This is a genomic window from Glaciihabitans sp. GrIS 2.15, from assembly GCF_035984695.1.
Lineage (GTDB): Bacteria > Actinomycetota > Actinomycetes > Actinomycetales > Microbacteriaceae > Lacisediminihabitans.
Genome location: NZ_JAXCHU010000001.1, coordinates 260830 through 282272, shown reverse-complemented (window position 1 = coordinate 282272; position 21443 = coordinate 260830). Strand labels below are relative to the sequence as shown.

Here is a 21443-nt window from a genome sequence, read left to right as displayed (position 1 = left end):
CGTCACCCGGCGTACGAACTCGTCGCGGCGGGGAAAACTCCTCCCGGCGGGAGGCGTAACTCCCGCCACGAGGCAAAGTGGACTCCGCGAGACGGCGTATCCCCCGCCACGAGCGGACTACGGCAGTGGGAACTGCAGCAGAAGTAGCACTACCAGCTCTCGTCAGAACCCTCGACGCTGCGCACAACTGCGCCACTGGCGATATCGATGAAGACGGTTCTGATGGAGGTGGATTGCGCATCGACCTGGTAGCCGTCCGAAACACTGTTTGCGTAGTCCGGAATGACATTCACCGCGACGAACTGGCCGTTCGGCGAGATGCTGAAGCCCTCGATGCTGCCTGCGTCGTCCTTCGTCTGGTACAGAACCCGGGCAGTTGTGCCACTCTCGAAGACGAGGTAGCTCTGGAACTTGCCGCCCGTGGCCGAATCGAACACGGCTACCTGCTGTACCCGGGCCATATCCTTTCCCAGCAGCACGACATCGCCTCCGTAGGTGGATGCCCCGGCGATCGGTAGCGAGGGGATGCGGGTCTTTGTGCCGTCGGCCAGCGAATAGGCGATCTTGCCGAAGACGTCGCTCACCACGATCGTTTTTCCATCGGGCGAGCTCCGTCCGAGCTCCGTGTACTGTCCGAGGGGCACCGGGGGTGCGGATTTCGAGGCATCGATCAGAAGCACGGTCTGGTCCTCGCCCTGGGCGATGATGCTCGTGCTGCCGCCGAGGAAGCCCCAGCCGAGCGCCTTGAGCGGCGTACCGGCGAGGTCGGGCACGGGAGCCACGGTGTGGGCGCCGCTGAGGTCGATGCGCATCAGTACGGAATTGAACTCGCGGGCGGCGGCCGGTCCCGCGCTGGTGAAAACGAAGCCGAGGAGACCGGCATTCGATTCGCCCTGGAGTTCGTCGATGGTGCCGACGCCCGGCAGCGGGATTTGTTCGACCAGTTTGCTGGAGAGCCCCACCAGCGAGAGGGAGCTGGTGCCGTCATCGGCGAGAGTTGTGACGGCGATCGCCTGCGCGAAGACCACGAATTGTTGGATACGAGGTGCCGAGTAGACGACGGTGCGCTCGTTGCCGCTCAGCCCGGTGCGAATGATCGAATCATCCTGCCCTGCCCCCGTGGCCGGGTCGGCCCGGTCGAGGTAGTAGATCTCTGCGGGGGCAGTGGTGAACGTGTAGTCGAAGGTTGATACCCGCGGCTGGAAGGCGTTGGCGACATCGGAGACCCGAACCGAGTATTTCGTGCCGTACCGGAGGCGGTCCGTGAATTGCACGGCGATGACGGCGCCGGAAGTGCTCACCGTGAACGTCACCGCTGGATTCACCGACACGTGCTTCTTGGCGACCGTGCGGATGCTCTGGTTGGCGAACAGCCGTAGCTGCTGGCCGCCCTGCACGACCACACGACCGGCATCGACGCTGCCGCTGGATAGCTTGGGACCCTGCAGGTAGTTGAGCCCGGCGAATCCTGCGACGAAGAGCACGAGGGCGACCACCGTGATCGCGAGGGCGCGACGGAACGGACGGGCCGCCTCCGCCGCCGCATCCGTATCGTCAGTAGAGGTATGGCTCACTCGGTTGATCCACTTTCGTCGTCGCGGTGGGTACCAGGGCGATGGACTGCTGGCTCTTCGTGCTGGGATTACTCTCGAACGACCCGCTCACCTTCACCCAGTGGTCGGCCGCGAAACGGTTCTGCCAGTTGGGGAGAAAGACCGGCACGCCCACCGGTTGGGCGTCGACCGCGCAGCAGGTGATCACGAAACGGGAGACGTAAAAGACGTTCTGCGGGTCATCCGCGTCCTTGGTGATGAATCCCACGACATTCGCTGCCTTGTCGCGGTAGAAGCTCGCGTCGGTCGTCTGGCGCAACAGCGACGACCAGTCGAGCACAGTGAAACGCGCGAACGCACCAGCGGGAGCGGATGCCGCGGAGTCCACCGTCTTCGTGCCAGAGCCCACCTGGGTGCTGTTAATCACGCGCTGGTCTGCGGTGGCGGTGGTGAGGGTCGCGGGAGGGACGATGACGAGTGCGATCGCCACCACCAGGGTGAGCACCGTGCCAGCGACAGTGATCGCCCTGCGGTAGCCGCGCGGAGTGGGTTCCCCGTGCTCCTGATCGTGCTCGCGATCCGGCGATCGCCCGAAGCTCGCCACCACCAGCACAAGCCCGAGAACGGTCATGATCACAGTGAAGACGATGTACCGCGGGTGGATGTACAGAATGAGTTGGTTGGTGACAGCGAGCCAGACAGTCGAGACGAGGGCGGCGACGCACAGGGCGATGCCCTGCCACCGGGTGAACCTAGGCAAGATAATTCACGACCAATCCGATCAGGGCGCTGAGCAACCCGACGATCACGGTGAGCTGCACCAATACCTTCGCGCGGAACGTGGTGCGCATGAGGGTGAGCATCTTGATATCGATGATTGGCCCGAAGACGAGGAATACGGCTATCGAACCGGGCATGAAGGTACTGGCGAAGGGCAGGATGAAGAACGAGTCGACATTGGAGCAGACGGAGATCACAAACGCGAGCGCCATCATCGCGAGGATCGACCAGAGCGGGTTGCTTCCGAGGCTCAGCAGCACCGATCGAGGCACGGCCACCTGAACGAGACCGGCGATGAGCGAGCCGATGAACAGTGCCGGCATGATGACACCGCTCTCGCGGGTGAAGAGCTCAACGCTCTTCTGCCAGCGGGTCTGGTCGTGTTCGTGCGGGTCGGGCAGGCGGCATTCAGCGGCAAAGCGGTCGGTGAGCAGACTGTCCTGGTCGGGGTGCTTCGAGAAGAGCCATCCGATCACGTTGGCGATGACGAAGCCCCCCACGAGGCGGGCTGCAAAGATCCAGCTGTCGAAGCCGAAGGCCTGCCCGGTGGTGAGGATCGTGATCGGGTTGACGATCGGGGCCGCGAGCAGGAAAGTCATCGACTCCGAGACCGTGAAGCCCTTGACAATGAGACCGCGGGCGAGCGGCACGTTGCCGCACTCGCACACCGGGAGGAATATGCCGAGAAACGAGATCATCGCCCGCCGGAGAAACTCGTTGCGCGGCAGAATGCGCATGATCCAGCGGTCGGGAACCCAGACCTGCACCAGGATCGACAGCACGATGCCGAGGATCACGAACGGCAGTGACTCCGTGATCACGCTGATCGACAGCGTAAGAAGATCCTGAACCCGGTTGGGCAGCGACCAGGGGCCGAGGGCAGGCGTGAGCGCTCGCACGACGAAGACAGCGGCGATGCCCGAAAGCCCAACGAGGAGGCCAACGATGGTGGGCATCCGGATGCTGCTTCGCTTGCGCTCTGCTACCCCGATGCCCACCCGCGGAATCTTACGGCGTGACGGTGAAGTCGGCACCCCGGCACGCTACGTGTTGCTCGAACCCTCGGACGACTCGGAGGTACGCACAGTGCCGGCGCTGGACGCACGGCGAGAGACGCGCGAGCGCCCCTGCCCCGGCTGCTTCGGTTCGGGAAGCGCGTCGAGCACCGAGTCGAGGATCTGCTCAGCGTCGTGGGTGGAGATCCGTCGCGGGCTGCGCGAGTTTTTCTTCACCGGGATATCGAGGATCTCCACTGCGGCCTCTTCCGCGATTTCTCCTGTGCTGGTTGTCGCCGATTCGACCTTCGGCGCTTCGACTGCGACCCCTGGTTCTGTGGTTTCCCCGGTCGGGACAGCGGATGCCTCGGCTACGGGACGCTCTTCGACCGGCGCATGCGCGATGGTCGACGCCGCGATCTGGGCGAGCGCGTTCTTCACGTCGTCAGTGATGGCGTGGGTTCCGCCGTTGGGCTTTTGCCCAGCGAACGACCCGTTGTTCACCGCGCCGTTCGAGCGCCCGGAGTCGTTACCGTTGCCGTTGCCACCCTTGCCGCGACCGCGACGCGGGGTCTCCGGCTGGGCCGACTGGCGATGTCGGATGACCGGGTCGTGGTGGATGATGATGCCGCGACCGGCGCAGAATTCGCAGGGTTCACTGAACGACTCGATCAGGCCGAGGCCAAGTTTCTTGCGAGTCATCTGCACCAGGCCGAGCGAGGTGACCTCGGCGACCTGGTGCTTGGTGCGGTCACGGCTGAGGCATTCCACCAGGCGACGAAGCACGAGATCACGGTTTGACTCGAGCACCATGTCGATGAAGTCGACCACGATGATTCCCCCGATGTCACGCAGGCGCAACTGGCGCACGATCTCTTCCGCCGACTCGAGGTTGTTCTTCGTGACGGTCTCTTCGAGGTTCCCACCAGAGCCGACGAACTTGCCGGTGTTGACGTCGACGACCGTCATCGCTTCGGTGCGGTCGATGACAAGCGAACCACCCGAGGGCAACCAGACCTTGCGGTCGAGCGCCTTCTCGATCTGCTCGGTGATGCGGTATTGGTCGAACGAGTCGACGGTGCCCTCGTAGGTCTGCAGCCGATCGACGAGATCGGGGGCCACCTGCGAGAGGTAGGTCGTTATCGTCAATTCGGCATCCGCACCCTCGATGACTAGCTCGTGGAAGTCCTCGTTGAAGACATCTCGCACGATCTTGACCAGAAGGTCCGGCTCACTGTGCAGCAGCGCAGGAGCCTGGACACTCTCGAGAGTGGCGCTGATCGCGGCCCATTGTGCGGTGAGGCGATTGACGTCCAGCGTGAGCTGTTCGTCAGTTGCGCCCTCGGCCGCTGTGCGCACGATCACGCCGACGTTCTCTGGCAGTACCTCTTTGAGTATCTTCTTGAGACGCGCGCGCTCGGTGTCGGGCAGCTTGCGGCTGATTCCGTTCATCGACCCGTTGGGAACGTACACCAGGTAGCGTCCCGGAAGGCTGACCTGGCTGGTGAGACGGGCGCCCTTATGGCCGACTGGATCCTTCGTCACCTGCACGAGCACCTTGTCACCGGGCTTGAGGGCGAGTTCGATGCGACGGGCCTGGCTCTTACCGTCGGCGGAGTTCTCCGCTGCGGCCTCCCAGTCCACTTCCCCCGAGTAGAGCACCGCGTTGCGGCCGCGTCCGATGTCGACGAACGCCGCCTCCATGCTCGGCAGCACATTCTGCACGCGACCGAGGTAGACATTGCCGATCAGGCTGGCGTCCGCTGCCTTGGCGACATAGTGCTCAACAAGCACCCCGTCTTCGAGCACGCCGATCTGGATACGGTCGAATTTGGAGCGCACCACCATCTTGCGGTCAACGCTCTCGCGGCGGGCGAGAAACTCGGCCTCGGTGATCACCGGGCGGCGGCGGCCCGCGTCACGACCGTCGCGGCGCCGCTGCTTCTTCGCCTCAAGACGGGTAGAGCCGCGCACCTTCGTCGGCTCATTGCTCAGCTCGGGCGCGGGGCGTGGAGCGCGCACCTTGACGACCGTGTTGGTCGGGTTGGAGTTGGCGGCGTTCGGGATGCCAGAGTCGCGGTCTTCGTCACCGGCGCGTCGGCGTGACCGGCGACGGAGTGTCGTCTGCTCGCCGTCGTCATCCCGGCGGTCGCGGTCGCTGTCTTCGGTGCGATCGCTGTTGCGCGTGTTTCGCGAGTTGCGCGGGGGGCGGCTGTCGCGGGGCTCGTCGTCGAAATCGTCGTCGCGCGCTCCCGATCGCGGGGGAAGCACGGGAAGATCCGGCGCTTGGAAGAGCAGCGAAGTGGTCGGGCGCGCGAGGGGCGCCTTCTTCGGCGCGGTCGCTGGGGCTTCGACCGCGGGCTTCTCGTCGACAGCCGCGGTGACGGGCTTTGCGGCCTCGAGCTCTCCGGCGTCTGGTTTGGCGGCGTCTGGTTTGGCGGCGTCTGGTTTGGACGAGGCGCGGCGGCCGGAAGCGCGCTTCGCGGGTGCGTCGGCCATCACCGGCGCGGCATCCGTGGTCAGCTGCTCAGCTTTCGACGGCTCGGCCTTCGCTTCGGACGTGGTCGGCTGTGCAGACATCGTCGGTTCCAGCGCAACGGGCTGCGGGAGGACTGCCGGTTCCGGAGCCGCGATAACCTTCGATGCCCGACGCGAGCCGAAGAGACGCGAACGCTTCTTCGGTTCGTTCTGCGCCGAACCGTCATTGTTGTGTGTAGTTTTCTCCACCATCGCTGGTGCACTCCTAGCCCGGAACAGGAAGCCGCGCGGCCCGTCGGGTGCTCTCTCGTCGCGGTTTTCGACTCTGGCAATTCTGGCTTCGGTCGATGTGCCGCTAATTCTTCGCTTGGAAACCGGCTCCGGCCCCCGGTCGCTGTGACACGCTGGGGCTGGCTCTGGTTTCGTTCGCTTGTCTTGGTGATTCTGTTCGGAACTCGCTATCCGACACGCTCGCGATGGACGATGATCCTTGTCAGATCGAAGCCGATTCAGCGCGGCCCGGTTGTTGTATGCGGCAACCCTCAGGTTTCATCACACAGTGCCCGGTAAGCATTCTTTGGCGTCACATCGAGCGCGGCTCGCATGACTAAGACAAATTATCGCATGCCTTGCCAGTAACGCTGCATTTGGCCCATGCAATAATCCTCAGGGTGACCACGACACCACCGACTTTCCTTTTGCGGCGTGGCATTCCCACCCTCACTGTGGTGGGCGCGTTCGGTGTGGTTGTGTCGTTCGCGAGCACAGTAGCCGCGTTCGCGGGTATCGAGTCGGCGAGTGGCATCCCGAAGCTGATCGGAGCCGACATCGAGCTCGGCTATCCGTCGTCGGTATTCTCGATGGCGCTCTTCGTCATCGCCCTCACGATCGGTGTCGCCCAGCTCGCGGGAGCCGTGATCTCCCCTGCGTGGTGGCGAGCACTGGCGACTATCTTTGCGGTTGGAGTGGTCTTCCAGGTCTGGGCCACTTACCTCGCCTTCACCTGGCTGCTCGCGGCGCAACTCGTGCTCATGGCGGTCGTTTTCGCCCTCACTGTTCCCCGGCTTCGTCGAGACGGGCGTCCGCTCGAGCTCGGAATCTTCCTGGCGGTGGCGTCCGTTGCCGGATTCTTTGCGGCGTTCCGGCTCACCATCGACAAGGTGGGAACCTTCACGACCCCGAACATCGCTCCCTCCTGCAACATCAGCGTTCTCGTGCAGTGCGGCACGAATCTCAAGTCGTGGCAGGGCTCGCTATTCGGCTTTCCGAATCCACTGCTTGGCGTGGGCGGATGGATGGCACTCCTCGTGATCGCAACGCTCATCATCAGCGGAGTTTCGTTCGCGCGGTGGTTCTGGATCGCGATCAACGTGGGAGTGACGCTCGCTCTCGCGTTCGTAATCTGGCTTGTCTACACCAGCATCTTCGAGCTGCACACCCTCTGCCCCTGGTGCATGGCAACATGGTCGGTCGTGATCCCCAGCTTCTGGTTGGTCACCTTCTACAACCTTAAAACCGGGCATATTCCGGTGCCGGCATCGATCCGCCGGATCGCTGCGGCGGCATACTCGTATGTACCCCTGATCACGCTGCTGAGCTACGTCATCGTGGCAATCATCGCCCAGTTGCGACTCGACTTGATCAATCACCTGTAGTCGCTCACACGGCCAACGCACAGCCGTGACATCGAGGACTTGTAGCTTTGTTCTGTAATTTCCCCTCATACCCTTGTCTAATACACAGAATGTTGGTCACACGCACATGGTTCCCACCGGCAACACGAATTCGGCCCCGGGCAAAAAGGATCGTCGGGAGGCTGCTCGCGAGACCGCCCGCAGCGAACGCGAGGCCGAGAAGAAACGCCAGCGCCGCAACCGAATCTTCCTGCAGGGCGGGATCGGCATTGCGGTGCTCGCGATCGTCGCCATCGTCGTGGTCGTTGTCGTCGGGGTGAACCGCGGCTCCGGCGGCGGCTCGGGACCCCGCAACATGGCCAGCGCAGGCATCTTGTTTACCGGGAAATCCGGGGCGATCACCCCCACGAAGACGACCGCGGCACCGGCCAGCGGCACACTGACCCCGACCAAGGCGGACGCCGCCGCCAAGGTGGCACACATCGTCACCTACGTGGATTGGGCCTGCCCCGCCTGTAAGAGCTTCGAAGCGTCCTACGCCAGCAACATCGCCCGCCTTGTCGCCAGTGGAGGAGCGACACTCGAGGTGCACACGATCGCCATCCTCGACCAGAACTATGCCGGAAGTCGCTACTCGAGTCGGGCGGCCAACGTCGCCGCGTGTGTCGCAAATTACGATCCGGCCAAATTCCTGGACGCCCAGACCGCCTTCTATTCCAACCAGCCCGCGGAGGGGTCCACCGGCCTCTCGAACTCGGCGATGAAGAAGCTGCTCTCGGATGCCGGGATCACGGATACGAAAATCAACTCCTGTATCGATAATGAGACCTACAAGAGCTGGGTCGCGAACGTGTCCCGCGCGACCTCGACCGACAAATCCCTCGTCAGCCCTGCCTCGGGCTCCTTCGGTACTCCGACCGTTTACGTCAATGGCAAGCGCTGGAACAACTCGACCGACTTCCCGACTTTCGTGGGCCAGGCCACCGGCCTCGCAGGCTCAACGACCCCATAGCGCGCCAGAAAGTCCTGTCTGTTCCCGTGAACTCGCGAGGGGCGGACGCCAGGAGTCAGTCGAACCAGAGGGCCAGTTCACGTGCAGCGGACTCTGGGGAGTCTGATCCATGCACGAGGTTTTGCTGCACGCGCAGCCCCCAGTCGCGGCCGAGGTCCCCGCGAATGGTGCCGGGTGCCGCAGTGGTCGGATCGGTGGTACCGGCGAGGGAACGGAATCCCTCGATCACACGCTCACCGGTGACCCGAAAGGCCACAATCGCCCCGCTTTCCATGAACTCGACAAGGGGCTCGTAAAACGGCTTGCCCAAGTGCTCCTCGTAGTGTTTTGCGAGCAATTCGCGGCTCGCCTGCACAAGCTTGACGTCGACGAGCTGATACCCCTTCGCTTCGATGCGGCGCAGAATCTCGCCGGTAAGGTTGCGGGACACGCCGTCAGGCTTGACCAGGACGAGTGTTTCTTCGGTGCTCATCGGGCTCCTAATTGTTGGGTGACGCGGGCTGGTCGGTGGGGAATGTGGGATTGTCGCGCAGGTATGTCGCCTTCTGGCGGTCGAGACGCCGACCGGTGATGAAGCAGTAAATCCAAATAACGGCGAAGATCGCGCCGATGAAGTACATCAGGGGAAGCAAAATGCCGATGGCGATTAGCGCGGCCTGAAGCACCCAGCCCAGCCAGACCCCCGCCGCACTCCCGGCGAGTCGACCCGCAACGATCAGCAGGACGACAAGCAGAGCTCCCCCGCCGAACACCGCTCCGGGCGGGAGCACCTTGAGGCCGTAGGCCACCATCACCACGAAGAAGACGAGCACAGCCTCAAGCAGCAGGGCAATCGAGAGCAGCGATTCGGAGGCCGAGCGCAGGCGCCGCACCCGCGTGCGGCGTCGGTGCGTACCATCCGTCTCGGTCATCGCTTCCATCCTTCTGCCGCCGCGAGCACCAGGGCGTCGCCGATGAGGGTGATTGAACCGGTGATGACGACTCCGCGGCGGGGTGCTTTCGCGGCCCAGGCCCGCGCGGCCGCGATCGCTTCGCTTGGTGTGTCGTAGTCGTCCACGGAGCTATCGGGGGCAACCTCGCGCACGATTTCCGCGAGGTCGTCCACGGCAATGGCGCGCTCTGAGCTCGAGGCGGTGACAAGCATGACCTCGGCCACCGGCGCGAGGGCCGCGACAATACCGCTGGCATCCTTGTCCTCGAGTACGCCGAGCACGATGGCGACCTCGTCGAAGGTGAAGTAGCTACCGAGTGCCGCCGCGAGCGACTGAGCTCCATCGGGATTGTGCGCGGCATCAATGATCACCGTTGGCTCGATACCGATGACCTGCAGGCGCCCGGGTGACGTCGCCGTCGTAATGCCTTCGGTCAGCACGTCACCCACCAGCATCTGCTTGCCTCCCCCCAGGAACGACTCGACGGCGGCGATAGCGACCGTCGCATTTTGCGCCTGGTGATCACCGAAGAGCGGAAGGAAGAGGTCGGTGTAGGTTCCGGCGAGTCCGCGGACCGAGATGACCTGGCCGCCCACCGCGACGGTGTTTGAGAGCAACTCGAAGGCGGTGCCCTGCACCGCGAGGCTCGCCTCCATCAGGTCGCTGGCACGCACGAGCTCGGCGAGGGCGGTCACCGGCTGGGTCGCGGTCACGACCGCCGCAGTTGGCTTGATGATGCCGGCCTTCGTGGCAGCGATGAGCGCGACGGTATTGCCGAGGCGCGCGGTGTGGTCGAGCGAGATCGGAGTGAACACCGCGACCTGGCCGTCGCCCACATTTGTGGAGTCCCATTCGCCACCGAGACCGACTTCGATCACCGCGACATCCACCGGGGCGTCGGCGAAGCTCGCATAGGCGAGAGCGGTGAAGGCCTCGAAGAAGGCCAGGGGGGCATCGCCTGCCGCACGGAGTTCGGCATCCACCATGTCGAGGTACGGCTTGATGTCGCGGTAGTTGGCGACAAACGCCTCGTTCGTGATCGGCTCGCCATCGATGAGGATGCGTTCATTCACCCGCACGAGATGCGGGCTGGAGAAGAGCCCGGTGCGCAGCCCGTAGGCGCGCAGGATGCTCTCGGTGATGCGGCTGGTCGAGGTCTTGCCATTCGTACCGGTGACATGGATGATCGGGTACGAGCGCTGCGGATCGCCAAGCAGCTCGACCACGCGCCTGGTCGCCGCGAGGCGCGGTTGCGGATGCCCCTCGCCGATGCGCGCGAGCAGCTCCTGGTAGACGCGGTCGGCATCCTTCTGGAAAAGCGCGTCGTCGCCAAGCTCGGGATCGTTGCTGCCCGGATCGGTATTGTCGGGAGTGGGGTTCTTAGACATCGATTGCTGCTCCATGGATCGTTACTTCGACGAGCACGTCGCCGCTGTTCGCATATTGTCCGGCCCGGATGAGCGAGCGGAATGCGCCGGCGCGCCCGTGCTGCGCAGCGTACGCCTCCACACCCCCGTCGGTCTCGACAACGGTGATCGCCAGCGCGAGGGTCTCCTCGGCGATGGTGTTCTCGAAAGGCTCGACTCCGGCCCGCTCCGACGAGGACTCGAAGTAGAGCCTGAGGTCGATACGGTCACTCACCTGGAAGCCGGCTGCCTTCCGCGTGTCCTGCACCCCGCGGATGAGGTCGCGGGCGAGGCCCTCCGCCTCGAGTTCCCAGGTTGTCTCGGTGTCGAGCAGCACGAAGCCGCCGCCGGGCAGAAAGGTGATCGCCTGCGCGTCATCCGCCGCCTGCAGCTGCAGCTCGAACTCTGCGGAGAGAAGCTCGATGCCGCCGACCACGACGGTGTCGCCGCTCGGAGCCCAGTCGCCTGCCCTGGCCGCCTGAATCACCTGCTGCACCTGCTTGCCGATGCGCGGCCCGGCCGCGCGGGAGTTCACCGTGAGTTTCCGCTGGATGCCGAACTCGATGAGGCTCTCTTCGGCGAGTTCCCGCACGACGACGGCCTTCACATTCAGTTCGTCGCGCAGGATGTCGGCGAAGACTCGCAGGTCGGCCGAGTTCTCAGCGACGACGATCAGCTCCGCGAGGGGAAGTCTCACGCGCAATCCCGTAGCCTTACGTAGGCCAAGCCCCGACGACGCAATCTCGCGAACGCGGTCCATCGTGGCGACGAGTGCGTCATCCTCGGGGAACATCGCGGCATCCGGCCAGTCGGTGAGATGAACGCTGCGACCGCCGGTGAGTCCCTTCCAGATTTTCTCCGCCACGAGCGGAAGAAGCGGTGCCGCGAGCCTGGTGATGGTCTCGAGCACCGTGTAGAGCGTGTCGAAGGCGTCGGCACTGTCGCCGCTCCAGAAGCGGCCGCGACTGCGACGCACGTACCAGTTGGTGAGAACGTCGCCAAAATCGCGGAGCGCGTTCGCGGCGAGCGGGCTGTCCAGGTTGTCAAGGTGCAGGGTGACATCGCCGATGACCTGGCGGGTCTTCGCGAGCAGGTAGCGGTCGAGCACGTCGGTCGAGTCGATGCGAAGCGTGGCGGTGTGCTCGGCAGCGTTGGCGTAGAGCGTGAAGAAGTAGTAGCTGTTCCAGAGCGGCAGCATGAGCTGGCGCACTCCCTCGCGGATGCCCTCCTCGGTCACCACCAGGTTGCCCCCGCGGATCACCGACGACGACATCAGGTACCAGCGCATCGCATCCGCGCCGTCCCGATCGAAGACCTCCGAGACATCCGGATAGTTGCGGAGCGACTTTGACATCTTCTGCCCGTCGCTGCCGAGCACGATGCCGTGACTGATCACGTTGCGAAAGGCGGGTCGGTCGAACAGCGCGGTCGACAGCACATGCAGCATGTAGAACCAGCCGCGCGTCTGCCCGATGTACTCGACGATGAAGTCCGCAGGGTTGTGCTGCTCGAAAACTTGCGCGTTCTCGAAAGGGTAGTGAACCTGCGCGAACGGCATCGACCCGGAGTCGAACCACACATCGAGCACGTCTTCGATCCGACGCATCGTGGACCGGCCGGTGGGATCGTCCGGGTTTGGTCGCGTCAGTTCGTCGATGAACGGTCGGTGCAAGTCCGTCGGGCGCACCCCAAAGTCGGCCTCGAGCTCGTCGAGCGATCCGTAGACATCGACACGCGGATACTCCGGGTCGTCGCTCTTCCAGATCGGGATCGGTGATCCCCAGTAGCGGTTGCGCGAGATAGACCAGTCCCTGGCGTTGGAAAGCCACTTGCCAAACTGGCCGTCTTTCACGTTCTCGGGCACCCAGTTGATCTGCTCGTTGAGCTCACCCATGCGGTCGCGAAACTTGGTGACGCTGACGAACCAGCTCGACACGGCCTTGTAGATGAGCGGATTCTTGCAGCGCCAGCAGTGCGGGTAGCTGTGCTCGTAGCTCGCCACGCGCAGCAGACGGCCGTCGGCGCGCAGCTTCTGCACGAGCGGCTTATTGGCGTCGAAGACCTGAAGCCCCGCGACATCCGCGATCTGGGGGAGGAATTTGCCCCCATCATCGACGGAGATGATCACCGGGATGCCGGCCGCGGCACAGGTGACCTGGTCGTCTTCACCGTAGGCGGGCGCCTGGTGCACGATGCCGGTGCCCTCACCGGTGGCAACGTAGTCGGCCACGAGGACCTGCCACGCATTCTCGGTACCCCAGGTTTCGGTGTCGGCGTAATAGTCCCAAAGCCGCGCGTAGGTGATTCCCCCGAGCTCGGCTCCGAGCAGGGTGCGGCTGATCGCCTGGACGGCGGCCTCGGCCGAGCCGTAGCCGAGGTCCTTCGGGTAGTTCGCGACAGTGTCTGCTGCGAGCAGGAACTCGGCCACACCATCCGCCGAACCATCGGAGGCCCCGAGCGGTCCGCTCGGAACGACGGCGTACACGATTGTCGGCCCAACGGCCAGTGCGAGGTTGGTCGGCAACGTCCACGGCGTGGTCGTCCAGGCGAGCGCCTTGACCCCGGTCAGCCCGAGGGTTTCCGCCTTCGGTCCGTCGAGGGGGAACGTGACGGTCACGGACTGGTCCTGCCGCATGCGGTAGACGTCATCATCCATACGCAACTCGTGGTTGGACAGTGGAGTCTCGTCATGCCAGCAATACGGGAGCACGCGGAAACCCTCGTAGGCGAGGCCCTTATCGTGGAGCTGCTTGAAGGCCCAGATCACCGACTCCATGAAGGTGATATCGAGGGTCTTGTAGTCGTTCTCGAAGTCAACCCAGCGAGCCTGGCGGGTGACGTAGTCCTCCCACTCATGGGTGTATTCGAGCACCGACTCACGCGCCTTCTCGTTGAAGGTGGCGATACCCATCTCTTCGATCTGGTGCTTCTCGGTAATGCCGAGCTGGCGCATGGCTTCGAGCTCGGCCGGGAGCCCGTGGGTGTCCCAGCCGAATCGCCGGTTCACGAGCTTGCCTCGCATGGTTTGGTAACGCGGAAACAGGTCTTTGGCATAGCCGGTGAGCAGGTGCCCGTAGTGCGGGAGGCCATTGGCGAAGGGCGGGCCGTCATAGAAGACCCACTCCGGGCAGCCCTCGCGCTGGTCGATGGAGGCCTGGAAGGTGTCGTCCCTTTTCCAGAAGGCGAGGATGCCGTTCTCGATCGCCGGGAAGTCCGGGGACGCGCTCAGCGCGTCATCATCAGAGTTCGTCGCATCGGTCAATGGGTAGGTCATGTCTCTCCAGGTCGCACGTTCAACTGGACGAGGACGCGATCCCAGAATTTGATTTCGGATCGCGCGGTACCACCCCGCTTGCCACCCTCTGCAGGGCGACCGCTTGTTCGTTGGCGATGACGGGCCAGACCCGTTCGGTTCTACCCGGCAGCCGTCCGTGGACGACCGCCGCTCTTCCGAAGACTCCCCGGTGATGGCCGGATCGGTGTCGTTGACACCAATTCTACGTGACGTGCCAGACTGAATCGATGACCGCACCTGCGCCCATCTCAGCTGTAGGCCGATCGCTCACCGTCCTGATTGCGCTCAGCGCCAACCTGGTCATCGCGATTGCGAAAACCATCGCGGCGCTGATCACCGGATCCGCGTCGATGGTCGCCGAGTCCGCGCACTCCTGGGCCGATTTCGCCAACGAGATATTCCTGCTGATCGCCGATCGTCGGTCAATGAAGCCGCGTGACGACGGACATCCGCTCGGGTATGGCCGTGAGGCCTACGTCTGGTCCATGTTCGCAGCCTTCGGAATCTTCACTGCCGGTGCGGTGGTTTCGATCTGGCACGGGATCCAGCAACTCCTCGCGCCGGAAGATGTCACGGACTTCGGCATCGCCTACATCGTGCTCGCGGTGGCCGTCGTGCTCGAGGGCGTCTCCTTCACGCAAGCTTTCCGCCAGGCCAGGGCCGGCGGCAAGAGGCGCGGCACCAGTGCGGGACACTTCGCCCTCACGAGCTCGAACGCCACACTGAGAGCCGTGTTCGCTGAGGATGCAGCTGCCCTCATCGGTCTCGTGATCGCCTTCCTCGGAATCTTTCTCCACCAGCTCACCGGCCAGGCGGCCTTCGACTCCGCCGGATCAATTTTCATCGGTCTACTGCTCGGCATCATTGCGATCGTATTGATCGACCGTAACCGGCGGTTCCTCGTTGGCGAGGTCCCGGATACCCGACTACGCAACGACGTTCTTGACCGTTTGCTCGGCCGCCCCGAGATCGAACGGGTGACCTATTTGCACCTCGAGTTTGTGGGGCCGGGTAAGGTCTTCCTTGTGGCCTCTGTCGATATCGTCGGTGACGATACCGAGACCCACGTGGCCTACTCCCTGCGTCGCATCGAGGAGGCCCTGCGTGACGACGAGCACATCGAAGAAGCCCTGTTGTCGCTGTCGACCCCCGACGAGCCGTCACTGGTGGCGGTCTAATGGCCGCCGCCCGGGTGTTCAACAGCAGAGAACCGCGGATTCCTGCGAAAAACTGATGTTGAGCGGATGCTGAGCTCAAAATCTGCTGTCGAACACGCCACATTTCACCGGGGCTGCTGCGGCTGTAACTCTCCCGCGCATCGGCGCCCGTCGGGGCGGAGAGGTCAGTCCTCGACGCTGTGGGTCTGCTGCGGGTAGTCCTCATCCCGGCGGGCATCCTCCACCGCCAACTTGCGCGTGCGACTCACTCGGAAAATGTAGAGCGCGTCGAGCAGTCCCGCGGTGTTGCTGAGCAGCAGCGCGATGAACCACGGCTTGCTGTCATCCTTCGCCGCATGCCAGAGCGAGGCGCCCTTCCAGGCGAGAGTCCAGGCCGCCAGCACCGAGATCAGCGCGATCTGGGCGGGCTCGGGTCGCTTATGTTCCATCCACTGTGCCATGGCAGCAATTCTGCGCCCGTAATCCGCGCCGGTACAGGGTCAAACGTCCCGCCCGCCTCGTCTCAGCCCCGCTACCCCTGCAACGCGACGTCACTCTAAACCGACGTCGTGCCCAGTGCGAACTCAAGCCCATTCGAGACCACGTCGAAGGCCTCTGACATGTACTCGGCGAGGGGCCGGCGGCCGATCCCGTCCCGCGCCCACACCGTCCAGGCGGCCGAGATCGCGCCGGAGAGCGCGTTGGCCGCGCTGAGCACGAGGAGATCGTTCGGGGAACGCAGAAGGTGCCCAGCAAGGAAGTCGGCGATCAGGTCGGAGCGCCGTGCGAGCCGCGCGAGACCGGACACCCTGGTCTCCTCCGCGGTGCCCATCACATCGTCCTGGGTCAGTGCGAGTGGCACGCGGTCTACTCCGATGTCCGAGACAACGCGGATGGTCGCCGCACGAATCTCTTCGAGCGCCGGGCGACCCCGCGGTACCGCCTGCAGCTCGCGTGAAAGACGATCGATCGCGGCATCCAGCTCCACCCACAGCACGTCGCTCTTTGCATCGAAATAATTGAAGAAAGTGTTGCGACTCACCCCGGCGCGCTGCGTGATGTGCTCGATCGTGGTGAGCGCGTAGGTGTTCTCCAGAAACAGCTCAGCGGCGGCATCCTCAATGACGGCACGAGACGACGCGCGCGGGCGGCCGACGGCATTCTGCGAGGCTGGAATCATCTATTCCTCCGGACGGGCGTAATATTGTACTGAGTCCAACAATAGAGCCGAAAGAGTCTTCCGTCGTGAAACGTGTCGTCGCCCCCTTCTTCATTCTGGCAGTCGCACTGGTCGCGGCCGGCTGCAGCGCCACAACCGCGCCGACGAACACGAAACCGGTCTCGGGCGGAACCCTGGTCTACGCCACCGGCGACGCCGAGCCGACCTGTCTCGACCCTCACGTCGGCGGCAATTACCCGCAGGCCCTCGCTGCCACCCAGTACCTGGAATCCCTCGTCTCCAAAAACACACGGGGCGAGATCATCCCGTGGCTTGCAACCAAGTGGACCGAATCCGCCAATGGACTCCAGTGGGACTTCACGCTCAAAAAGAACGTGAAGTTCACCGACGGCACCGCCCTCACCCCCGAGGCAATCGCGGCGAATGTGGCTCACGTGCAAAATCCATCCACCGCATCCTCTACCGGCTACCTCGCCATGCAGAAAGTCACCGGCGTCACCGCGGTGGGAGCGGATGTCGCGCGCTTCACCCTCTCGACGCCCGACAGCGCCCTCCTCGACTCGCTCTCCCAGCCCTGGCTGGCGATCGAATCCGCCACCGCGCTGAAGCGAAGCCAGGCAGTGAACTGCGAGTCACCGGTGGGCACCGGACCGTTCGTCGTGAAGAAGTGGACCCACCAGCAGTCGGTCAGCCTGGTGCGCAACGATGCCTACAGCTCTCCCCCGGCGGATGCCGCTCACTCGGGCCGCGCCTACCTCAAGGCGATCGAGTGGCGCTTTTTGCCCGACTCGGCCTCGCGCTACGCCGCGCTGCAGGCCGGAACCGTCGACGTGATCGACAACGTGCAGCCCGACACTCTGGTCGCCGCAAAAAAGTCACAGGACCTGGTGGCCATCGATGCGCCTCGCCCCGGGGCATCCAATCGCATCGAGCTGAACTCGAGCATCGCACCCTTTGACGATGCGAAGGTGCGCGAAGCGTTCATCCGCTCGGCAAACGTGAACGACGCCGTCACCAACCTGTTCTTCGGCACGGCGAAGCGCTCATATTCCGCGCTGTCGAGCGTGGAGAAGTCCGGTGTTTCCGAACCCTCCCTGTTCGTTTATAACCAGAAAGCGGCGGCGACGTTGCTCGATGAGGCGGGGTGGTCCGCCAAGAATGCCGATGGGCACCGCACCAAAGACGGCAAAGTGCTTGAGATCTCTTTTCCGGTGAGTACCAATCAGTCGATCCCTGCCGAGCAGTCGCTGTTCGAGCAGCTCCAGGCCACCTCGAAGGAGGCCGGTTTCAAGGTCGACCTGAAGCCCCTCGACCTGTCGAGCTGGTACGGCGCCCTCGGCAGGAACCAATACAACCTGGTGAGCGCCCCGTACACGAAGGTGGGACCGGATGTGCTGCGCATCCTGTTCGACTCGGCCGGAACAAAGCCCGCCCCGAGCGGTTACTTCGCCAACCACTCCCAGGTGAAAGACCCGGCGCTCGACGCGCTGTTGGAAAAGGCCGCGTCGACCTCGGATGCCACCGAACGACTGTCCTTCTACAGGCGCGCCCAGGAGATCGTGTTGAAGGGCTTCTACATCCTGCCCCTCTACGACCAACAGAATCACTACCTGCACCGCTCCGTCGTGAAGGGCTTGCGGGCGATGCCGACGGTGTCGACGCCCACGATGTATGACTCGTGGCTCTCCCAGTAGGCGCGATACCGAGGTCCGACGCACGTCGCAACTGGGCCCCCTGGCTATTGCTCCGGCTCGGAGGGGTGATTTTCGTGCTCTGGGCGGTGGCAACGGTCACCTTCTTCGCGATCCGACTGATCCCCGGGGATCCCGCCGAGGCGATTCTCGGCGGTCCCGGCTCCCAAGCGAGCGCTGCGGCGCTCGCCAAGGCGCGTGCTGACTACGGTCTCGACCAGCCGCTGTTCGTGCAGTACCTTCAGTACCTTGGCCGGATGCTGCGGGGGGATCTCGGCGATTCTTACGCGCTCAAACAGCCCGTGATCGCCGTCGTCGGCGAGAATCTCGGCGGCACTCTCCTGCTCGCGCTGGTCTCATTGCTGGTCGCGGCGGCGATCGCGCTCGGGCTGGCAGCGTGGTCCGCACAGGGTGGGCGGGCGGCATCCGGAATCAGCTGGGTACTGGAGGTGGTGGCGGCGGCAGTGCCGCACTTCTGGCTGGCGATCAGCCTCATCCTGCTGTTCTCCACGACCCTCGGCTGGCTTCCCCCGGTGAGTGTGCCCGGCCCGCTCGGGCTCGTGCTGCCGGTGCTCACTCTCGCTCTCCCCCTGTCCGGCTTCCTCGCCCAGGTGATGCGGGAATCGATTCTCGATGCGATGGCTTCGCCTTTCGTACTCGCGGCAGAGGCTCGCGGGGAAAGCTCGGGCGGCGTGTTCTGGCGCCACACGCTGCGGCATGCCGCGATTCCTGCCATCGGGCTGGCCGGTTGGGCCTTCGGTTCGCTCATCAGCGGGGCCGTCGTGGTCGAGACGATCTTCGCCCGGCCGGGCCTCGGCCGCAGCCTGCTCTCGGCAGTGCAGCAACGGGATGTTCCGCTCGTACTCGGCGTCGTGCTCGTCGTCGCGCTCGGCTACATGCTGGTCACGACGCTCACCGACCTCGGCGACCGCCTGGTGGATCCTCGGCTGCGTGCAGAATGAGACAGGTGTGGCTCTGGATCGGAGGCGCGGCACTTCTCTTCCTGGTTTGTGCTGCCCTTGCGCCCGGGGTGCTCGCGCCGGGTGACCCGTTGGCGATTAATCCAGCGCAGAGTTTTCGCGGGCCCTCCCTATCGCACCTTTTCGGAACCGACGAATCGGGCCGGGATATCTACATCCGCATCATCCACGGCACCGGTGCTTCCCTGCTCATCGGAGTCTCGGCCACGGCGATCGGGGTGGGTCTCGCGCTGGTCTTCGGACTGCTCGCGGGACTCGGGCCACGCTGGCTGGACTTTGGCACCACCCGGTTCCTCGAGGTGCTGTTCGCATTCCCCGGGCTGCTCCTCGCGCTGCTGTTCATCGTCGTCTACGGACCGGGGGTCGTGACCTCGACGATTGCCGTGGGGCTCGCCACCGCGCCGGGCTATGCCCGAATCATCCGCAGCCGAGTGTTGGTGGTGCGGCGCGCGCCGTACCTCGAAGCGGCGACAGTGCTCGGGCGCGGCCGCTGGTTTCGCCTGTGGCGACACCTGCTACCGAACGTGGCCGGATCGCTCTTCGTGCTGGTGACCCTCGGAATCGGCCAGTCGATCGTCTGGGCATCCTCCCTCAGCTACCTCGGACTGGGAGCCGTGCCACCGGCTGCCGAATGGGGCGCGATGCTCTCGGCCGGACGCACCTACCTCACGTCCTTCTGGTGGATGACATTCTTCCCCGGGCTGTTCATCATGATGAGCGCGGTGGCGACCACGCTGGTCGGCCGGGGGCTGCAGGAACGGAGCCGTCTCTCGTGACCGCCCTCATGAGTGTGCGCGACCTCGCCGTGAGATTCGGCAGGACCCCGGTCGTCTCCGGTGTCTCTTTCGATATCGAGGCCGGGCAGTGCGTCGCGATCGTGGGCGAATCCGGGTCGGGTAAGAGCGTCACCGCTCGAGCGCTGCTCGGTCTCACCGGTGGCAGCGTCACCGCGACACAGCTGCGATTCGATAGCACCAACATCGCGGATGCCTCCCCGCGCCAGCTTCAGCGCCTCCGCGGACGGGACATCGGCTTCATCTCGCAGGGAGCGCTCGTCGCCCTGGATCCCCTGCGGCCGGTCGGCCGCGAGATCGCCGACTCGCTGCGCCTTCATAGCTCTCTCACCGCGGCACAGCGGCAGTCTCGGGTGCTCGAACTTCTTGCGGAGGTGGGGATTCCGAATCCGATTCTGCGGGCATCCCAGCGGCCCAATGAGCTGTCTGGTGGGCTTCGTCAACGTGCTGTCATCGCGTCGGCTATAGCGCTGCGGCCCCGCCTTCTCGTCGCCGACGAGCCGACCACGGCCCTCGACACCACCGTGCAGTCCGGCATCCTCGACCTGCTCGAACGGCTGAGAGATGACGGCGCCGCGATTGTGCTGATCAGTCACGATCTGGCGGTGGTGAGCCGGCTTGCCTCCCATCTGATGGTGATGAAGACGGGTCACGTGGTGGAGAGCGGCCCGACCGAACGGCTGCTCTCGGATCCGCAGCATCCGTACACCCGCAGCCTGATCGCGGCGGTGCCGACCGGACGGCCGCGCTTCTCACGGCTGACGAATACCCCGGCGGGAGAGCCCGCTCCGGTCGCGACCGCGCCGTTTACGCAGGCGCCGTTCACACACGAGGAGGTGCTCGCCGCCAGTAGCTTGTCCCGGCGGTTCGGATCTATCCTGGCCGTCGACGATGTGAGCTTCTCTCTGCGGCGCGGACGCACGCTTGGAATCGTGGGGGAATCCGGATCGGGCAAGACCACCCTCGCCCGACTCGTACTCGCCCTCGAACGGCCCGACTCGGGACGCGTCTCCCTTCTGGGCGAACCGTGGACCGGTGTGCCAGAGTCCGCTCGACGAGCACGTCGCCCGCGCATCGGAGCGATTTACCAGGATGCCCTCAGCTCCTTCGATCCGCGCTGGACGGTCGGGCGGATTCTCACGGATGCGCTGGACAGCGCAGCCGGCGTGCCCGAGCTTCTGGCCTCGGTCGGGCTCTCCCCCGAGCTCGCCGGTCGACATCCGCGGCACCTCTCCGGCGGCCAGCAGCAGCGCGTCGCGATCGCGCGCGCCATTGCGCCCCGCCCCGACATCCTGGTCTGCGACGAACCGGTGTCGAGTCTTGATGTGTCTGTGCAGGCGCAGGTGCTCGACCTCCTCGACGAGCTACAACGCTCCCGCGGACTCAGCTACCTCTTCATCACCCACGACCTCGGCGTCGTGCGCCATATGAGCGACGAGGTGCTGGTGATGCGGCACGGACGGATAGTGGAATCGGGTGTGACCGAGTCGGTTTTCACGACACCAGAGCAGCAGTACACGAGGGAGTTGATTGCCTCCGCACCCCGTTTGCCGTGA

General features: G+C 64.5%; 17 protein-coding genes. 7 read left to right on the top strand and 10 right to left on the bottom strand.

Features of this window, described 5'->3' with window-relative positions; genetic code table 11:
- Window positions 1-149 precede the first annotated feature (149 nt).
- The 4 genes from RCH11_RS01365 to RCH11_RS01350 all read right to left on the bottom strand — a co-directional run bounded on the left by RCH11_RS01365 (window position 150) and on the right by RCH11_RS01350 (window position 6058).
- A complete protein-coding gene (locus tag RCH11_RS01365; protein WP_327055189.1) occupies window positions 150-1574 on the bottom strand; it encodes an Ig-like domain-containing protein in 1425 nt (474 codons plus the stop codon).
- On the bottom strand, window positions 1555-2313 hold the full coding sequence (locus RCH11_RS01360; RefSeq protein WP_327055188.1) for a TIGR03943 family putative permease subunit: 759 nt from the start codon (window positions 2311-2313) through the stop codon (window positions 1555-1557). Before RCH11_RS01360 ends, RCH11_RS01365 begins: the two co-directional genes overlap by 20 nt.
- On the bottom strand, window positions 2306-3289 hold the full coding sequence (locus RCH11_RS01355) for a permease (RefSeq protein ID WP_442788987.1): 984 nt from the start codon (window positions 3287-3289) through the stop codon (window positions 2306-2308). The genes RCH11_RS01360 and RCH11_RS01355 overlap by 8 nt, the downstream gene beginning before the upstream one ends.
- Window positions 3290-3376: 87 nt before the next feature.
- Window positions 3377-6058 (bottom strand): Rne/Rng family ribonuclease, encoded by a 2682-nt coding sequence (locus tag RCH11_RS01350; RefSeq protein WP_327055186.1) that lies wholly within the window; start codon window positions 6056-6058, stop codon window positions 3377-3379.
- A 419-nt stretch (window positions 6059-6477) separates the two neighbouring features.
- Here RCH11_RS01350 and RCH11_RS01345 point away from each other — a divergent pair, with 419 nt between their 5' ends.
- Window positions 6478-7461: a vitamin K epoxide reductase family protein gene (locus RCH11_RS01345; RefSeq protein ID WP_327055185.1), complete on the top strand. Its 984-nt coding sequence runs from the start codon at window positions 6478-6480 to the stop codon at window positions 7459-7461.
- Between the two features lie 73 nt (window positions 7462-7534).
- On the top strand, window positions 7535-8452 hold the full coding sequence (locus RCH11_RS01340) for a DsbA family protein (protein ID WP_327055184.1): 918 nt from the start codon (window positions 7535-7537) through the stop codon (window positions 8450-8452).
- Between the two features lie 55 nt (window positions 8453-8507).
- Here RCH11_RS01340 and ndk read toward each other — a convergent pair whose 3' ends face one another.
- The 4 genes from ndk to ileS are packed head-to-tail and all read right to left on the bottom strand — an operon-like array spanning window position 8508 to window position 14064.
- Window positions 8508-8924, bottom strand: coding sequence for a nucleoside-diphosphate kinase (ndk, locus tag RCH11_RS01335; protein WP_327055183.1), 417 nt, complete (start codon window positions 8922-8924; stop codon window positions 8508-8510).
- Window positions 8925-8931: 7 nt separating this feature from the next.
- Window positions 8932-9363 carry a DUF4233 domain-containing protein gene (locus RCH11_RS01330; protein WP_327055182.1) on the bottom strand — a complete coding sequence of 144 codons (432 nt, stop codon included), beginning with the start codon at window positions 9361-9363 and terminating at the stop codon, window positions 8932-8934.
- Window positions 9360-10772, bottom strand: a complete 1413-nt coding sequence (locus RCH11_RS01325) for a bifunctional folylpolyglutamate synthase/dihydrofolate synthase (RefSeq protein ID WP_327055181.1) — start codon at window positions 10770-10772, stop codon at window positions 9360-9362. Before RCH11_RS01325 ends, RCH11_RS01330 begins: the two co-directional genes overlap by 4 nt.
- Window positions 10765-14064 (bottom strand): isoleucine--tRNA ligase, encoded by a 3300-nt coding sequence (gene ileS / locus RCH11_RS01320; protein ID WP_327055180.1) that lies wholly within the window; start codon window positions 14062-14064, stop codon window positions 10765-10767. The genes RCH11_RS01325 and ileS overlap by 8 nt, the downstream gene beginning before the upstream one ends.
- Window positions 14065-14312: 248 nt before the next feature.
- On the opposite strand from ileS, the gene RCH11_RS01315 reads away from it, so the two are divergent.
- The gene (locus tag RCH11_RS01315) at window positions 14313-15263 is read left to right on the top strand and encodes a cation diffusion facilitator family transporter (protein ID WP_327055179.1); all 951 of its coding nucleotides are present in this window, start codon (window positions 14313-14315) and stop codon (window positions 15261-15263) included.
- A 164-nt stretch (window positions 15264-15427) separates the two neighbouring features.
- Here the strand turns inward: RCH11_RS01315 and RCH11_RS01310 are convergent, their stop codons facing one another.
- Window positions 15428-15703, bottom strand: a complete 276-nt coding sequence (locus tag RCH11_RS01310; RefSeq protein WP_327055178.1) for a DUF5652 family protein — start codon at window positions 15701-15703, stop codon at window positions 15428-15430.
- Window positions 15704-15798: 95 nt separating this feature from the next.
- Window positions 15799-16422 carry a TetR/AcrR family transcriptional regulator gene (locus RCH11_RS01305; protein WP_327055177.1) on the bottom strand — a complete coding sequence of 208 codons (624 nt, stop codon included), beginning with the start codon at window positions 16420-16422 and terminating at the stop codon, window positions 15799-15801.
- Window positions 16423-16487: 65 nt separating this feature from the next.
- On the opposite strand from RCH11_RS01305, the gene RCH11_RS01300 reads away from it, so the two are divergent.
- Genes RCH11_RS01300 through RCH11_RS01285 form a run of 4 tightly spaced genes read left to right on the top strand, consistent with a single transcriptional unit; the run spans window position 16488 to window position 21443 of the window.
- Window positions 16488-18116 (top strand): ABC transporter substrate-binding protein, encoded by a 1629-nt coding sequence (locus RCH11_RS01300; protein WP_327055176.1) that lies wholly within the window; start codon window positions 16488-16490, stop codon window positions 18114-18116.
- Complete coding sequence (locus tag RCH11_RS01295; RefSeq protein WP_327055175.1) at window positions 18101-19075, top strand: ABC transporter permease; 975 nt, start codon at window positions 18101-18103, stop codon at window positions 19073-19075. The genes RCH11_RS01300 and RCH11_RS01295 overlap by 16 nt, the downstream gene beginning before the upstream one ends.
- Window positions 19072-19869 (top strand): ABC transporter permease, encoded by a 798-nt coding sequence (locus RCH11_RS01290; protein WP_442788980.1) that lies wholly within the window; start codon window positions 19072-19074, stop codon window positions 19867-19869. Before RCH11_RS01295 ends, RCH11_RS01290 begins: the two co-directional genes overlap by 4 nt.
- Window positions 19866-21443: an ABC transporter ATP-binding protein gene (locus RCH11_RS01285; protein ID WP_327055173.1), complete on the top strand. Its 1578-nt coding sequence runs from the start codon at window positions 19866-19868 to the stop codon at window positions 21441-21443. The genes RCH11_RS01290 and RCH11_RS01285 overlap by 4 nt, the downstream gene beginning before the upstream one ends.

What these genes read in the sequence shown, in the direction of transcription:
- RCH11_RS01355 (WP_442788987.1), bottom strand. Translation starts at nt 3,289, where the DNA reads ATGCCCACCATCGTTGGCCTCCTCGTTGGGCTTTCGGGCATCGCCGCT.
- RCH11_RS01350 (WP_327055186.1), bottom strand. Translation starts at nt 6,058, where the DNA reads ATGGTGGAGAAAACTACACACAACAATGACGGTTCGGCGCAGAACGAA.
- ndk (WP_327055183.1), bottom strand. Translation starts at nt 8,924, where the DNA reads ATGAGCACCGAAGAAACACTCGTCCTGGTCAAGCCTGACGGCGTGTCC.
- RCH11_RS01330 (WP_327055182.1), bottom strand. Translation starts at nt 9,363, where the DNA reads ATGACCGAGACGGATGGTACGCACCGACGCCGCACGCGGGTGCGGCGC.
- RCH11_RS01325 (WP_327055181.1), bottom strand. Translation starts at nt 10,772, where the DNA reads ATGTCTAAGAACCCCACTCCCGACAATACCGATCCGGGCAGCAACGAT.
- ileS (WP_327055180.1), bottom strand. Translation starts at nt 14,064, where the DNA reads ATGACCTACCCATTGACCGATGCGACGAACTCTGATGATGACGCGCTG.
- RCH11_RS01315 (WP_327055179.1), top strand. Translation starts at nt 14,313, where the DNA reads ATGACCGCACCTGCGCCCATCTCAGCTGTAGGCCGATCGCTCACCGTC.
- RCH11_RS01310 (WP_327055178.1), bottom strand. Translation starts at nt 15,703, where the DNA reads ATGGCACAGTGGATGGAACATAAGCGACCCGAGCCCGCCCAGATCGCG.
- RCH11_RS01305 (WP_327055177.1), bottom strand. Translation starts at nt 16,422, where the DNA reads ATGATTCCAGCCTCGCAGAATGCCGTCGGCCGCCCGCGCGCGTCGTCT.
- RCH11_RS01290 (WP_442788980.1), top strand. Translation starts at nt 19,072, where the DNA reads ATGAGACAGGTGTGGCTCTGGATCGGAGGCGCGGCACTTCTCTTCCTG.